General features: G+C 71.7%; 5 protein-coding genes and 1 tRNA gene. 3 read left to right on the forward strand and 3 right to left on the reverse strand.

Going from position 1 to position 14,674, the window contains the following annotated elements:
* Window positions 1–240: 240 nt before the first annotated feature.
* On the reverse strand, window positions 241–1,854 hold the full coding sequence (locus tag BMY07_RS33135) for a vWA domain-containing protein (protein WP_245782802.1): 1,614 nt from the start codon (window positions 1,852–1,854) through the stop codon (window positions 241–243).
* A 192-nt stretch (window positions 1,855–2,046) separates the two neighbouring features.
* On the opposite strand from BMY07_RS33135, the gene BMY07_RS33140 reads away from it, so the two are divergent.
* The 3 genes from BMY07_RS33140 (at window position 2,047) to BMY07_RS33150 (ending at window position 7,368) form a co-directional block, all read left to right on the forward strand.
* The gene (locus tag BMY07_RS33140; RefSeq protein WP_245782803.1) at window positions 2,047–5,040 is read left to right on the forward strand and encodes an AfsR/SARP family transcriptional regulator; all 2,994 of its coding nucleotides are present in this window, start codon (window positions 2,047–2,049) and stop codon (window positions 5,038–5,040) included.
* 86 nt (window positions 5,041–5,126) lie between these two features.
* A tRNA-Arg gene (locus BMY07_RS33145) sits at window positions 5,127–5,198 on the forward strand.
* A gap of 64 nt (window positions 5,199–5,262) precedes the next feature.
* Window positions 5,263–7,368, forward strand: a complete 2,106-nt coding sequence (locus BMY07_RS33150) for a hypothetical protein (RefSeq protein WP_092787272.1) — start codon at window positions 5,263–5,265, stop codon at window positions 7,366–7,368.
* Window positions 7,369–8,798: 1,430 nt separating this feature from the next.
* Here BMY07_RS33150 and BMY07_RS33155 read toward each other — a convergent pair.
* Complete coding sequence (locus tag BMY07_RS33155) at window positions 8,799–10,733, reverse strand: TNT domain-containing protein (protein ID WP_092787275.1); 1,935 nt, start codon at window positions 10,731–10,733, stop codon at window positions 8,799–8,801.
* Entirely contained in the window at window positions 10,726–13,560 is a 2,835-nt protein-coding gene (locus BMY07_RS33160; RefSeq protein WP_092787277.1) for a TNT domain-containing protein, read from the reverse strand. Before BMY07_RS33160 ends, BMY07_RS33155 begins: the two co-directional genes overlap by 8 nt.
* Window positions 13,561–14,674 lie beyond the last annotated feature (1,114 nt).

Below are 14,674 nucleotides of genomic sequence, written 5' to 3' on the forward strand. Positions count from 1 at the left end.
AGCGGGGCGGCGAGAGCGGGGCGCGCGAGCGAGGATCGGGTCCGATGAGGACGGTCAAACGAGGGCCAAAGCGGCGCGGGGGACAGCCGAACGGCCCGGCCACTGGGGTGTGGTCGGGCTGTGGTCCGGGGCTGAGGTGCTGGGTGGTGAGGAGTCGCGCCCTCCCGCGCGGTGGGCGAGCGGCCCGGGGGTCCCGCGCCGGTGGCCGGGCCGCTCGCCGTTTTCCTCACCCCGCGGGTGTTAGCCGGTGGTCAGGCGGAACTCGACGCCGCCGAGGTCTTCGCCTCGTTCGTCCGTTTGGTTGAGCCAGAGGACGGCTCGGGTCTGGTCGGTGGCGGTGAACTCGAGCTTGGTCTCGAAGCGCTCCTTGGGGTCGATGGTCAGGCCGAGGAAGCGGGCCTGCTTGGGGTCGGCGATCTCGAAGCGGGTCTCGCCGACCTGGCGGATGCCCTCGCCCTTCTGGCCGGTCTCCTTCCAGCGGGCGGCCAGGGTCTGGCCGAGGTCGATGACGACCTTGCCCGCGAAGGGGCCCTCGGGGGCGGTGAAGACCAGGTTCGTCAGCGCCCGCGGGTTCGGGTTGCCCAGGGTGAACGGCCGGGTGGTGGGCTTACCGGGCACGACGCGCACGGTGTCGACGTTGCGCCAGGCGATGTTGTTGTTGTTGCGGGTGTTGGTGAGCGTGTTGGGGCCCTCGGCGAAGGTCATCGGGTCGGTCGCGGACTCCCAGCGGGCCAGCAGGCAGAAGTGGCCGGGGCCGGGCACGCCGTTCCAGGGGACGACCACGCTCGTGGCGCCCGCGGGCACCGTCACGTTCACCGCGGTGTTGATGTGCGTCCAGTGCGTCGGCCAGACCGCCGCGCCGCCCTGGGCGGTGTAGTACAGCTTGAGGTTGCCGGTCGCGGTGCCCGAGCCGTTGGGGCCGGGGTTGTTGAGCTTGACGTGGATGTAGCTGGTGGACCCGACGACCGGGTTCGCGCCGGCGCAGGGGGCCGCGGTCGGGCAGACGGTGATGTCCGGGCTGGTCCAGATCGGGTTCAGGCCGTGCGGCTCGACGCCGGTGTCGGCGCCGTGGTCGCGGATGAACACGTCGGTGCGCCTGCAGTTGCGCAGGGACTGCTGGATGGTCGTCGCCGTGTTGGACCCGTTGGCCGCGGCCAGGGTGTAGACGCCGCCGGTGGTGTTGGCGTAGTCCTGCATGATCGACACGATCGGAGCGGACACCCCGCCGGTGGGGATGTAGACGCTGCTGATCTTGATGTCGTTCTGCGCGTCGAGGGCCCGCTGGTGGGCGTTGGTGACGTCGACGGCGGTGTGCGCGTCGTCGAACCCGCCGGGCAGCGCGTCGGTCACCAGCACGACCATCTTCGTCGCGTTGGACCGCCAGGTGCCCACGAAGTCACCGGTCTGCGGGCGGCCGAGCGCGGGCAGGTTGTTGACCACGGTGTTGAGCGCCTCGTCGGAGGCCTCCGGGGTGTTCCCGCCGCCGGTGGCCACCAGCCCGTTGACCGCGGCGGTCACCGCGGCCTGGTTGCCCGCGGCGAGGTCGTTGAAGACCCGCACGTCGTCCTTGAAGCTCACCAGCCCCAGCTTGAAGTCCCCGCCGGACAGCGTCGCCACGTCCGAGATGATCGTGTTGATGCCGGTCTTGATGTTGGCGATCGCCGGGCCCATGCTGCCGGTGTCGTCGATGACGAAGGTGACGTCCATCGGGCCGCAGGGACTCGCGGCAGGCGGCGGGACGGCCTTGACCACGGCGGGGGCCGCGGCGGCGGGTAAGGCGGGCAGGACGGCGGCGACCATCGCCGCGGCGGCGGCCATGACCGTCCGGCGGCGGCCGGGTGAGCTGGTGGGCATCGGGGTGTCTCCTCGCGGGACGAGCCGTGAACAGGGCGAACCGAAGCGTGGCCGCGACCGGTTGTGGCATGGTTGTCGCGGAACGCAACCACCTCGCGGTTTCGCGGCACCCCACCTCAACCGGTTGGGTGTTTGCGCAGCGCAGCGGTGTCGTTACGCTCCCTTTACCCAAGTGGCGCGGAAGGAGCTGGGGTGACCCGACCCGGCGAGCTGCGCGTGCTGGGTCCGGTCGAGGCCGTCGGCCCGGCCGGGCGCGCGCTGGTGCACGGCACCCGCCAGCGGGCGGTGCTCGGCGTGCTGGCGCTGCACGCGGGCTCGGTGCTCCCCGCGTCCCGGCTCATCGACGTCCTGTGGGGCGACAACCCGCCGCGCACTGCGGTCAAGACGCTGCACAGCCACGTCGCCAGGGTCCGCCAGGCGCTCACCGCCTGCGGCTTCCCGACCGTGCTGCGCACCAGGGAGCCCGGCTACCTGCTCGAGGTCGAGCCCGAGGTGGTCGACGCGCTGCGGTTCCAGCGGCTGGTGCGCTCCGCCCGCGACCACCTGGGCCGCGACGCCGCCGAGGCCGCCGCGCCGCTGCTGCGGGAGGCGCTCGCGCTCTGGCGCGGGGACGCCTTCGCCGACGCCGCGCTGGAGAGCTGGGGGTGCGGCGAGGTCGACACCCTGCACGAGCTGCGGCTCTCCGCCCTGGAGGACCTGTGGGACGCCGAACTGCGCCTGGGCGGGCACGCCGAGGCGGCCCGCGAGCTGCCCCGCCTGGTCGCCGCGCACCCGACCAGGGAGCGGCTGGCCGGGCTGTGCATGCTCGCGATGCACCGGCGCGGCCAGCACACCGACGCCCTCGGCGTGTTCCGCGCGCTGCGCACCCGCCTCGCCGACGAGTTCGGCGTGGACCCCGGCCCCGAGCTGGTCGAGCTGCACACCGCGATCCTGCGCCGCGACCCCGAGCTGGACCCCCGGCCGACCCCGCGCGGACCCGCCCAGCTCCCGGCCGGGGTCGGGCACTTCACCGGCCGCGCAGCCGAGCTGTCCACACTGGACGCGGTGGTCGCCGACCCGGGTGACGAGCGGCCGGTCGTGGTGATCTCCGCCGCCGCGGGTATGGGCAAGACCTCGCTGGCAGTGCAATGGGCGCGCGGTGTCGCTGACCGCTTCCCTGACGGTCAGCTCTTCCTGGACTTGGGCGGGCAAGACGCTGGGCGTGCTCTCACCGCCGCCGATGCTCTCGCCCATCTACTGCGCGCGTTGGACGTACCCGACGAGCGGATGCCGGCTGAGTTGACCGAGCGATCAGCGCTCTACCGCTCGCTGTTGCACGGTCGCCGCTGCCTTGTGCTGGTCGACAACGTTGGTACTGCCGACCAGGTGCTGCCTCTAGTACCGGGCAGCGGTCGGTCGCTGCTCGTGGTGACCAGCAGGCAGACGCTTGCGGCGTTAGGTACGCGGCACGCTGTGCGTCCGGTAGCGCTGGACAGCCTCGGGCATACGGAGTCGCTAGAGCTGCTGAGCAGGGTCATCGGCACTGAGCGGGTAAGCCGGGAGGCGGGCGCGGCGGCGAGGTTGAGCCGGTTGTGCGGGGGGATGCCGTTGGCGCTCCGGCTCGCGGCCGCTCGGCTGGTCGCGGCACCTGGGCGTTCGGTGGCGGAGTCGGCCGCGGAGCTCGTGGGTGCGGGCAGGCTGGACACCCTGGCGGTAGAGGGCGACACGAGGACCGTGCGTGCGGTGTTCGCCAGTGCCTACGATCCGCTGGAGCCCGGTAGGGCCAGGATGTTCCGGCTGCTGGGGGTAGCGCCGGGGACCACGGTTAGCGCGTCCCTCGGGGCGACGCTGTGTGGAGTCCCGCTAGAGCGCGCGCGGGAGTCGTTGGAGGCGTTGTCAGCCGCCCACCTGATCACCGAGGTCGACACGGACAGGTTCCGCTTCCACGACCTGGTAAGGGAGTTCGCCGCGGGTAAGGCCAAGCGGGACGAGCGGGCGTTGGCCCTGTCGCGGCTGGTGGACTGGTACCTGGTGGTCGCCGATGAGGCTAACCGCGTGATCGACCCCAACCGGGACCTGGTGACGCCAACGCTGCGCCATCCGCGCACACGGGTCCCGTTCAACGACAGGCACGGCGCGTTGGCCTTCCTTGACGCCGAGCGGCCCAACCTGCGTGCGGTGGCGCAATGTGCGCGCGAGTTAGGCAGGCTCGACTCGGCCTGGCAGTTCACCTACTTGCTGACGAGCTTCTTCGATGCCACCGGACACTGGCACGACCGAGTCGAGCTCTGCCGCCAAGGCGCCGCGGCGGCGACCGCGCTGGGTGACCCGGTAGCGGAAGCGGAGATGCTGCGCGCGCTCGGCGTCGCTTACTTCATGACTCGCAGGTTGCGGGAAGCGTTAGAGGCCAACCACAGCGCGCTGCGCACGGTGCGGGCTGTCGGTGATCTGGTTGGTGAGGGCCACGTGCACAACAACATCGCCAACGCCTACGCCGAACTGCGGCGTTTCGACGAGGCCATCGCCGCGCACCGCCTCGCGGTCGCCCGCTGCGCCGAGGCGGGTAGCGACCTCGGCCGTGCCCTCTCCCAGCGCAACCTCGGCCACACGCTCGTCCGGATGGGCCGCGCCGAGGAAAGCCTCACCCCCCTCACCGACGCCCTCACCACCTTCCGCGGCCTCGGCAACGCTCGCCTCGAGGCCGCCACCCTCGACACCCTCGGCGAGGCCCTGCTCCAACGCGGCGACCACCACGCCGCGCTCACCCACCTCGCCCAGGCCGTCGCCGTCAGCCGCGCCATCGGCGACCGCTGGCTCGAATGGGAGTCACTCCTCGACACCGGCCGCGCCCACCTCGACGCGGGGGACATCCCCCAGGCACTCACCCACTTCCGCCACGCCCTCGACCTCAGCCACGAGGTCGGCGACCGCCACGGCGAGGCCACCGCGCTCAACCAACTCGGCCGCGCCTACCTCACCAACGGCAACCTCGCGGCCGCCCGTGACCACCTGGAACGCAGCCTCTCTATCCGTACCGCCGTGCCTGACGACTACGAGCTCGCCCACCTGCACCGCGACCTGGGCGACTTGGAGTCACGCACCGGAGATAACGCCAACGCCACCCACCACTGGTCGCGCGCGCGGTCGCTCTATTACCAGGCAAACGCCACTACCGAGGCCGACGCTCTTGCCGCTCGCGTCCCTTGATGCTCTAGGCGCGGTGGTTCTGTGTATACCGGGGTGTTCTGGGTAACAAGGGGTTCACGGGGGTGGACCGTATGCTGTGGACACATCATGGAGTAGATCAGCGGTAGATCGCCCGGCTTCGGACCGGGAGGGCGCGGGTTCGAGTCCCGCCTCCATGTCTGAGGAGCACACGCTGCCCGGGGGAGGCCGTGCTCGCGTGCGTGGCTGCCTGGGGAGTCGACTGTGTCTGGTTACGCGTACGGGCAGTGGCTGCGGGCGCTGGCGACGCTGGGCGAGGGCGGCCGGGGCGCCGCGGCCAAGGCCAGGAAGTGGCGGGCTGTCCTCGACGGCATCAGCGCGGGTCGGGTGACCGTCGGCAGCCGGACACCGGTGAGTGGGGTGCCGCCGTGGGTGACCGTCGAGGTCGTGCACGGGGGGTTCGCCACCGGGCGCCTGCTCGCCGAGCAGCCGCTGACCGGGCACGACCGGGCCCGGCTCAGGGCGGCCACACCCGGGTCGACCGAGCGCGAGCGGCAGAACCTGCACTTCCTCAGCGACGACGGTCAGGCCGAACTGCTTGAGGCGCTGAAGAGCGGCACGTATCGGATCGACCTGCCTGAGGAGGCCGCGATCCCGGTCGCGGTGGCGCTGTTCGCCGCAGGTAGGGACCAAGAGGCGTTCGACCTGCTTGAGGTGATCTGGCCGTGGATCGACCGGTTGAAGTTCACGCCGACCTTCGACTCGATCGCGGTGCCCTCAGGTGACGCTGTCCGTGTGCGTTCGGTCGGTAGCGTCATGAACACGCTGAAGCAGGTGACCGTACCTGCCCAGATCGCGGCTATGCGGGAGACGCTGACCGTCTGGAACCCCCGATACGAGCGGTTGGTGGCGCTCTGGGCGCGGACGGTGGACGGCGCGCTGCCGAGTCTGCGCGACGGCGCCGTGGTCGGTGGTTGGCCGTGCACGCGCTGGCCGGACGACTGGGCGGAGCAGCGCGATCGATGGCTCGCTGATCTTCCCGGGCCGGTGACCGGCAGGCACGCGCACCCGAGGAGCAACTTCGCCCGCCTGCACGCGGCGCTGCTGCTGTGCCCGCGCGACAGCTCTGACCTCGGCCCTCGCCAGGTCGGCTGGATCCGCCGCGCGCTGGCCAACGCGCTGACCACGCCGCGCCCGGTCGAGCCGGTCGAGTCGTCGACCTACGCCGACATCGCCGCTCGGATGGTGGAGCGCCTGCGCGCGTACCCCCTCCACGGCGGCATCCCCGCGGTCGAGCCCATCACCGCGGACCTAGACCAGCCCGCGCACCTGGTCACCAAGTTGAGCCGCGCGCTCGACGCTCCCGCCGCGGAACTGGTCCGCCGCGGCGTGCTCACCTCGAGCGAGGCCATCGCCGCCGTGCTCCCGCAGCGCACGTCCCGGCTGGCCGCGGGCCGGATCGCGGACCCGGTGCTGGCGACGTTGCACGAGCGCACGTACACCGCGTTCCGCGACCGGCGGAGCCTGCTGCTGCTCAACCTCGCCAAGCAGGTCCAGTTCACCGAACTGCCGTGGGTCGTCGCCGACCCCGAGCCCCGCCCCGACGACGGCAGCGCGCGCCGGGCCCTGCGCGAGACGGTGGACCTGGTGCTCGCCGCGTTCCCGCACACGATCACCCCGAACCCCCTGGTGACCGAACTGCGCGCCCTCGCCCGACTCGCCGACCTCGACCTGCCGCTGGTCGAGGAAGTCGCCGCCGACATCTTCATGGGCCGCTTCACCGACAAGTGGCGCGCCGCCGCGGTCGTGGCCAGCCGCACCATGCGCGACACCCTCTACGCCCACTACTACGACCTCCCCACCTCCTGGCCCACCCCCTTCGCCGACCTCTGCCGCGACCGAGCCCTCGCCGCAGGCGCCGCCACGTCCTACGTCGCCCGCAATGGTGCTGTCCTGGAGCAGAGCCAGATCCTGACCACCCACAACCTGGCCGTCCTTGTGGACGCACTCGACTTGGCCCCTTGGCTGAGAGTTCGCGGACCTGACCTGGCTCGTCGCGCGCTGGACTGGATCGCCCGCCGCGCAAGCCAGCGGTCACCGGACCGGCACGCGGCCTTGGTCCAGGTCAAGAACATCGCCTACGCGTGGCGGCAGGCGGTGTTCTTCCTGAGCTTCTGCCCACCGGACGAGCAACGCGCCCTCGTACAGCGGTTGGCGGACCAGCCTGAGTTGACGCATGTGGTGCGGGGCCTGGAGTACGTGATCGCCGGCGGCCGGTTCGGCGCGGCTGGGTCGGCGCCTGGGGGAGGGCGGCGGTTGGTGGGGTGGGTGGAGCAGCCTGCTTATTGGCCGGGGGTTTCGCGGCGTTGATCTTTGTCCATTGTGGACTCCGGGGCCGGATTGTGGCGCCTGGTTGATCTTTCGCTGAGTGACTTCTTGGGGGCCGCGTCTGTTGGGGCTGTCCTTGGTGGGCTTGGTGGCTCTGACCAGGCGACTCTTCTTTTGACTCGTTTGGAGTTTCACCCGGTTCAGCGAAAGAAGTTGTCCACATGTGGATCTTCGCGCGCCTGTTTCAAGATCCATTGTCGGCGGCTGCCGGTAGGCTGGGACCTGGGACGCCCCCCGGAGAGGGTGGGGGCTGGGGCCGGACTGGCGTGCGCGCGCGAAGCGGTCTGGGGCGGGGTTAGGTGCTGGGGTGGGGTTAGAGGCTTGGGCGGGGCTAGGGGTTGGGGTGGGGCTAAGAGGTGTTGGTGGGGTTAGCGGTTGCGGAGAGGTGAGCGGGCGCCTTGGCCTAAGAGGGTTGCTGGGCTGGTGGGTGGATAGGGCTGTCGGGGCTCGACAGGGTGGCTGGGGTTTCGAAGGCTGCTGGGGCTGAGCGGCTACTGGGGTTAAGAGGCCGCTGGGTTTGCGGGTTGCTGGAGGACAAGAGGCCGCTGGTGTTGAGGGAGCGCTGGGGGATAAGGGCCGCTGAGGTTGAAGGGTTGCTGGGAGATAAGAGGCCTTTGGGGTTAAGGGATCGTCGAGGATTGGTGGCTGTTGAGGGTTGAAAGGTTGCCAGGTCTCGACGCGATGCTGGGACTTGAGGGCTGTTCGGCGCTGTGCGTCTGTCGATTGGGGCACTGTGCGAGTTGGGGCGACTCTGTCGTGGCCGACTCGCCGCTCGGCTGGGCGGTCGTCGGTTGGGGGCGCGGCGGCTGTGGGAATGGCTGGAGAAGGGCGGTCGGGTGCGTGAGTCCGTGCCCGGTGGGTGAGCGCTGCGTTGATTGCCGGCTGGGTGGCGCTGTTGAATCGGGGTTGTTCGAGCAGATCGGATTTGTCCATTGTGGACATCAAAGGTGGTTTGCCGCGCTTAGTTGATCTCTCGCCGATCGACTTCAGTCAAGCGGTGACCGTCGCGGCTGTCCTCAGTGGTCCTATTGGCTCTGACCAGGCGACTCTTCGTCCGTCCAGCATTGAGGTTCACCCGTCCCAGCGACAAAAGTTGTCCACATGTGGATCTTCAGACGCCCGTTTCAAGATCGTCTGTCGGTGGGTGCCGATAGGCTGGGACCTGGGACGCCCCCCGGAGAGGGTGGGGGCTGGGGCCGGACTGGCGTGCGCGCGCGAAGCCGTTGCGGTGGGGGGTTAGAGGCTCGGGCGGCGCTAAGAGGTGTTGGTGGGGAGGGGGAGCCTGGTTGAGAGTGCTGCGGGGGCAGAGGTTGTCGGCTCTGGGGGCGCAGGTAGGGACTAGCGGAGTGTGTGGCGGGCAGGCGCAGGTGAGGGGTGGGCGGCTGCTCCGGTGGGAGCAGCCGCCCGGGGGGTTAGGGGATGGCGGTGAGGCTGCCGTTGGCTAGGTGGTGGGTTATGGGGTGGGGGAGCAGGTAGGCGTGGGCGCCGCCGGGTTGGTTGTGCCAGGGGACGGTTGTGCCTGCCAGGACCGGGAGGTCGCGGGTCACCCGGTAGCGGTGGGTGGGGTCCGACTCGCGGTCGGGGCGTAGGGACATCTCGGGGAACGTGGTGCCGGGGGTGAACACCAGGTTCCCGTCCTCGGTCCCGTGGCGGATGATCTCGCGGCCTTCCATCAGCCACGCGGTGCGCTTGTGCGTGAGCAGGGTCAGCGGCGGCTCACCGGGGAGGGGCTGGATGGGCCAGTCGTTGAGGGCGGCGACGGTGTTGTTGTCGGGGAAGCCCGCTCGGCGGCGGGCGGGGAGGATGGTCAGCGTGCCCAGGAGGTACGCGCCCGCCTCGGTCAGCGTGGGGAACTGGCGTGCCGCGAACGCCCTACCGCGCTCGTACTGCGCTACCTGCCACTGCCCGTCTACCTGTTCCAGCGACCAACTCTCGTCGACCGGACCGTCCAAGCTGTACGCGCGCGGAGACACACCCGCCTCAGACAGCGCCAACGCGATCTGAGCCAACTCCGCCCGATCACCACCAACCGAGCCAGCCGAAGCAGCCGGGGCGACCGAACCAGCCGCGACCTCACCCGTGAGCGCCGTGTACGCAAGAGCCGCCGCGGCAGCGTCCACCGGCGGCGGCGTGAACCCAGCCCCCCGGATGTGCTCGACGAGGTCCGCCTCCGGTGGGATGCCGTGCTTGGCCAGGTAATGCGGGATCGACGCAGGCCAGATCCACGTGCCGTCGGTGAAGAACGCGGCAGGTACGTCCGGCGCGCTCTCCGGCACGAACAGGTCCTGGTCATACCCGCGCCCGCCCAGCAGCACGTGCGCGTGGGTCAGGTAGTGCAAGACCCCGGCGACCTGGTCCGCGGGGACCGGTGGGCGCTCGACGATCGGACGGCCATCCGGCTCGCGGCGGTCGAACACCCGCGCGTGCCGCAGCCGGGCCCGGGCCGCCAGCACCTGGTCCAGGTCCGGCACCAGGTCCCGCATCCACGCGGGCACGTGCTCGGGCGAGCGCGGGAACCTGTTCAGCTCGTCGAGGACCGCCGGGCGCGGCGGCGGGCTGGTCCACCCGGGGTCCTCGAAGGCGTAGCTCGTGCTCGCGCGCAGCGGGTACTCCACGATCACCTGCGCGCCCGACCACGTGCCGCGCTCCGGGTGCGCCATCCGCGCCCGCAGCACCGCGAACTCGTCCGCCACCTCGGCGGGCGGCGCCCAGTCCCGCAACTGCCCGTCCAGGCCGATGACCTTGCCGCGCAACTCCGTGTACTGGCCCGCCGCCCGGTACCCCACCCGCAGCTGCGTCCAGTCGCTCGGTGCCCTGGTCACCAGCAGGTCGCTGATCCGCTGCCCCAGCTCCCGCTGCTCGACGATGCCCGCGGGCTCGGTCGAGACCGGCAGCGGCGGCAGGCCGAGGCGGCGGCGCAACCAGTTCGGCACCTGGTCGTCGGCCCGGGGGAACCGCTCCAGGTCGCGCGCGTACACCTCGGTCGGCACCGGCGGGTCCCACCGGGGCTCCTGCTGGTAGTTGTAGAACACGTGGTACTCGGTCGGCGGGTTCATCACGAACCGCGCGGTGAACCACGCCCCCGTCTCGTGCGTGTAGGTCACCTCCCGCAACGCCACGAACGCGTCGGCGACCTCGGCGGGCGGCTCCTGCCCCACCGCGGTCCCGTCGGCCAGGTGCACCACCAGCCCGTACTCCTGGACCGAGGCGGCCACGGTCGCCACCAGGTCCAGCCGCTGCCACTGCGGCGGGGCGGCCGCCAGCAGCGCGCCCCCGATCCGCTGGATCAGCTCGCCGTACCGGGCGGCCTTCTCGGCCTCGGACATCGTGCCGTCCGCGTCAGACATTGTCGTATCTCCTGAGGATGATCCGGGGTGCCCCGGAGGCGTCGGTCAGCACGAACCTGGTGTGCACCTGGTGCGGGGTCGGACCGCCGTCACCCTGGAAATCGTGCCACTCGACGCGGGCGCCGCCACGTTGGTCCCTGGCGACCCGCATGTCCTGCCCGTACCAGGTGTCCCGGTTGTTGGGCGTGCCCCGGCCCTGGTTCTGCGTGGTGAGCTGCGGGAACTGGCCCACCGCGTCCGGGGTCGGCTGCGTCACCTGGTTGGGTTTGATGTGCCCGCCGTCGAACCTCGGGCCGCCGACGCCCGCCACGATGTCCTGCGACCACTGGTTGCGGGTCTCGCGCCTGCTCGGCCCGTAGGTGCGCTCGTCGGTGGCCTCCGCGGCGATGCCGTGCTCGTTGGTCGAGATCACGTAGCTGCCGTCGAGGACGTAGACGGTGTTGGGGTGGAAGTTGTTCAGGTCCGGGTTGGCGCTGTCGCGCGGCCCGCCGGGGCTCGACACCGCCTCGACGGCCACCACCCGGCCGAACCCGTTCGCGTCCGGCGGTCCGGTGTAGAACGTGCCGCGGCCGGGCACGTCGAACCTGGTGTTGGGCGGCAGGTTCGTCCGGTCGCTGAACGCCTCGCGGTGCCCGAGCGGCCCCAGCGGGTCACCCGGGACGGCGCCGGGCGCCGGGACGCGCACCGGGTTGTCCGGGTTGGTGGTGTACGGCTCGCTCCACTGCAGGTAGCGGGGCGGGAAGCCCCGGTCGTCGGTGGTGTAGCGGTGCTCGGCGCCGTCCACGTCGACCCGGTAGGTGGTGTTCGGCGCGGGCCGCTCGACGTCGGGGTTGCTGTCGTCGCGGGTGTTGGGGGAGACCAGGTCGGCGTGGGTGATCGCGCCGGTGTGGTCGGTGTAGTAGGTGCCGCGACCGTCGACGTGGTACGCGGTGTTCGGGGCCAGCCCGGTCCGGCCGATCAACCGCTCGTCCGAGCGCAGCGGCCGGTTCGGGTCGTTCGGGTCCGGGTTCGCGTGGTCGTCCACGTCGATGCGGACCGGGTTGTCGGCGTTGCGCGCGGGCGGCGGCGTGAAGTCGGACTGGATCAGCCCGCGCGACAGGTCCGGCGGCGTCGAGTCCGATGTGGACCTCGGGGCGGTGGCGTCGGTGACCGGGAGTCCGTTCGAGCCGGTCGGCGTCATGTCCCCGTTGGGGGAGAAGGAGTTCCAGCCGCCGTCCGGTGGGATCCTCGGGTAGGTGCGCCCGTTGGCGTCGGTGTAGTCGGCGCCCGACGAGTACGGGGTCGTGTTCTGCTCACCCGACCACGACCGCTCCGTCGGCGCGATCACCGGCACACCCGCGTGCCTGGCGAGGTCCGCGCCGAGCCCGTCCGGGGTCCGCCCGGCCTCGCACGCGGTGAGCACGATCGGGTCGGACCCGTTCCAGCCCATCGCCCGTGCCAGGTCGGCCAACTCCGCCCCGCCGAGCCGCTGGCCGTTGACCACCGCGGCCGAACCGTCGCTGTGGACGTCGAGCACGAAGTGCCCGGGGATCGGCGCGACCGCGTCGGCGGCCGCCCGGGTGCTGGCATCGTCGCGGTCGAACAGCGCGCCGCCCGCCGGAGTGGCGAAAGCGTTGGGGCGCAGTCCTTCCGGGATGGCGCCGAGGTCGACCCCGCGGATGACACCATCGGTGGGGACGACGTGCACCTCGCGCAGCACACCTTGTTGCAGCAACTGCTCGACGCTGGTCGTGTCGGGGAGGGTGAACTGCCGCCCACCGCCCGGCTGCCCCAACGCGGGCGCCACATCGGCCATCTCACCGCGCAGGCCGGACGGGTCCTGCACGACGTAGATGTGGTAGCCGGCCTCCGCGTTGTCGGGGAAGATCGCCCGCTCGCGGTAGTGGTACGGCTGCCCATCGGCCCCCATCGGCGACAGGTACCGCCCGGTCTCCCCGCCGAACCGGTCCAACACGGACCCGACGGGCAGGGAGACGTCCCGCTGCGACCCCGGCACCGCACCACCGTGCGGCGGCCACTGGTTGGTCCGGTAGGTGCCGTCCGGGCGGTGGTGCTGGTTGAAGTCGTCCCTGTCGCTGTGCGAACCCCACGGGTTGTGGTCGGCGATAAGACCACGGGTCCGCTGGTCGTAACTCCCCATCCCGTTGGAGCGGTCGCCACCCATGGGGACGTAGTCACCCATCGCGGCATAGGGGTGCTCACCCTGGCGTGTGCCCAGGTAGGTGAGGGGGACGCCGTTGTCATCTACGCGGGGGGTGGGGGAGGCGACGGGGGGTGGGCCGTCGTCGCTGGAAGCGGTGTCGGGGTCGGGGGTGGAGCTGGGGTCCGGATCGGGCGCGGGGCCGTCGTCGGAGTTGCCGGAGATGTCGGGGGAGGAGCGGTCGACATCGCCGTGACCGGGGTGCTGGGCGCCCGGGTCGTCGTGGTGCTGGGGGTCTTGATGACGTTGCTGGTCTTGGTGGTGCTGCGCGTCTTGGTGGTGCTGAGGATCTTGGTGTTGCCGCGGGTCGCCGTGGTGCTGGGGGTCGTTGCTGCGCGTGGGGTCGGTCCGGTCGCCCGCTTCGGGGCGGTGCGCGGGATCCGGGCGGTCGGTCCGGTGCGCGGGATCCGCGCGGTGCGAGGGGTCGGATCGCGTGGTGGGGTCCGACCGGTGCGCGGGATCCTGCCGAGCCGCGGGATCAGCCTGGCGGGAGGAATCGGGCCGGTGCCCGGGGTCCGTGCCACGCGTGGAGTCGGGCCGGTTGGCCGGGTCGGCTCGGTGCGCGGGATCCGGCCGACCGCCGGGTCCGGGTTGACGATGGGTGTCCGCCCGGCTGCCCTGGTCCACGTGGTGCGACGGATCCGGCCGGTTCGCGAGCGGTGGCCGAGCGGGATCCGGGCGATGTCCGGGGTCTGCTCTGCCACCGGGATCCGCGTGCCTGCCCGGACCACTCCCATCCGGGCGTCCGGTGTGGACGGCGGGCTCCTGGCGCTGACCTGGTGCGCCACCCGGGTCGGACTGGGTGGAGCGCGGGTCCGGGGTGCCGCCCGCGTAGGACTGCGAGGGGAGGTTCGGGGCCTGGTCGTGGCGCGGGGGGAGGGTGCTCGCGTTGCCGGGGGAAGTGAAGCTGCTGGGGTGGCTGTCCGAGCTGGGGGCGTTGGTCGGGTGGGAACCGGTGGGGTCGAAGGACCCTGGGCCCGCGGGGAGATGACTCCCCTGTGGGCCGGGCGTTCCAGCGAACTGGTTGCCTGCGGGGGCCTGTGGGCCCAGACCGCCGGTGGGGTGGTTTCCGGGGTTGCCTGCCGGATTTCCGCCCGGGTGGCTGCCTGTCGGTGTGTTCAGCCCTGCGGCGGGGTGGCCGCTCAGGCCACCGGCAGAGGACTGCGTTCCCGAGGTCGGGTGGCTCCCTGGCCCGCCTGAGGTCACGGAGCCACCCAGGCTGCCCGTTGGCGACTGTGATCCCGGGGTCGCGTGGCTGCCGAGCGCACCTGCTGGTGACTGGGGACTCCCGGTGGGCTGGTTGCCGAGTCCGCCCGTGGGTGGCTGCGGTCCTGCGGGGTGGCTGCCCGGGCCGCCTGCGGGAGAGGGTGATCCTGTGGTCGGGGGGGTGCCGAGCCCGCCGGTCGGGGACTGGGCGGTGGTGGGGTGGCTACCTGGGCCGCCTGCTGGGGAGTGGGATCCCGGGGCTGCCTGGTTGCCGAGTCCGCCCGCCGGGGACTGGGTGCCGGGGGTCGGGCTGCCGGTGGGTCCGCCCGGTGTCCCTGCGGTCGGGCCGGTGCCCGACGGGTTGCCGAGGCCGCTGCCGGGGTTCTGCGGGCCCGAAGTGGGGCCGCCGCCGGTGGGTGGCTGGGTGCCGGTGGGGTGGTGTGCGAGGCCGCTGGTGGGCGTTTGGGTGCTGGGGGTGGGCGTTCCACCGTGGGGTTGGGAGCCCGAGGTGGGGTTGCCGGTGGGGGATTGGGGG

Source organism: Actinokineospora terrae (genome assembly GCF_900111175.1).
GTDB classification, from domain to species: domain Bacteria; phylum Actinomycetota; class Actinomycetes; order Mycobacteriales; family Pseudonocardiaceae; genus Actinokineospora; species Actinokineospora terrae.

Excerpts from the sequence above, each read along its gene's own strand:
- BMY07_RS33135 (WP_245782802.1), bottom strand. The coding sequence starts at position 1,854 with ATGCCCACCAGCTCACCCGGCCGCCGCCGGACGGTCATGGCCGCCGCC.
- BMY07_RS33155 (WP_092787275.1), bottom strand. The coding sequence starts at position 10,733 with ATGTCTGACGCGGACGGCACGATGTCCGAGGCCGAGAAGGCCGCCCGG.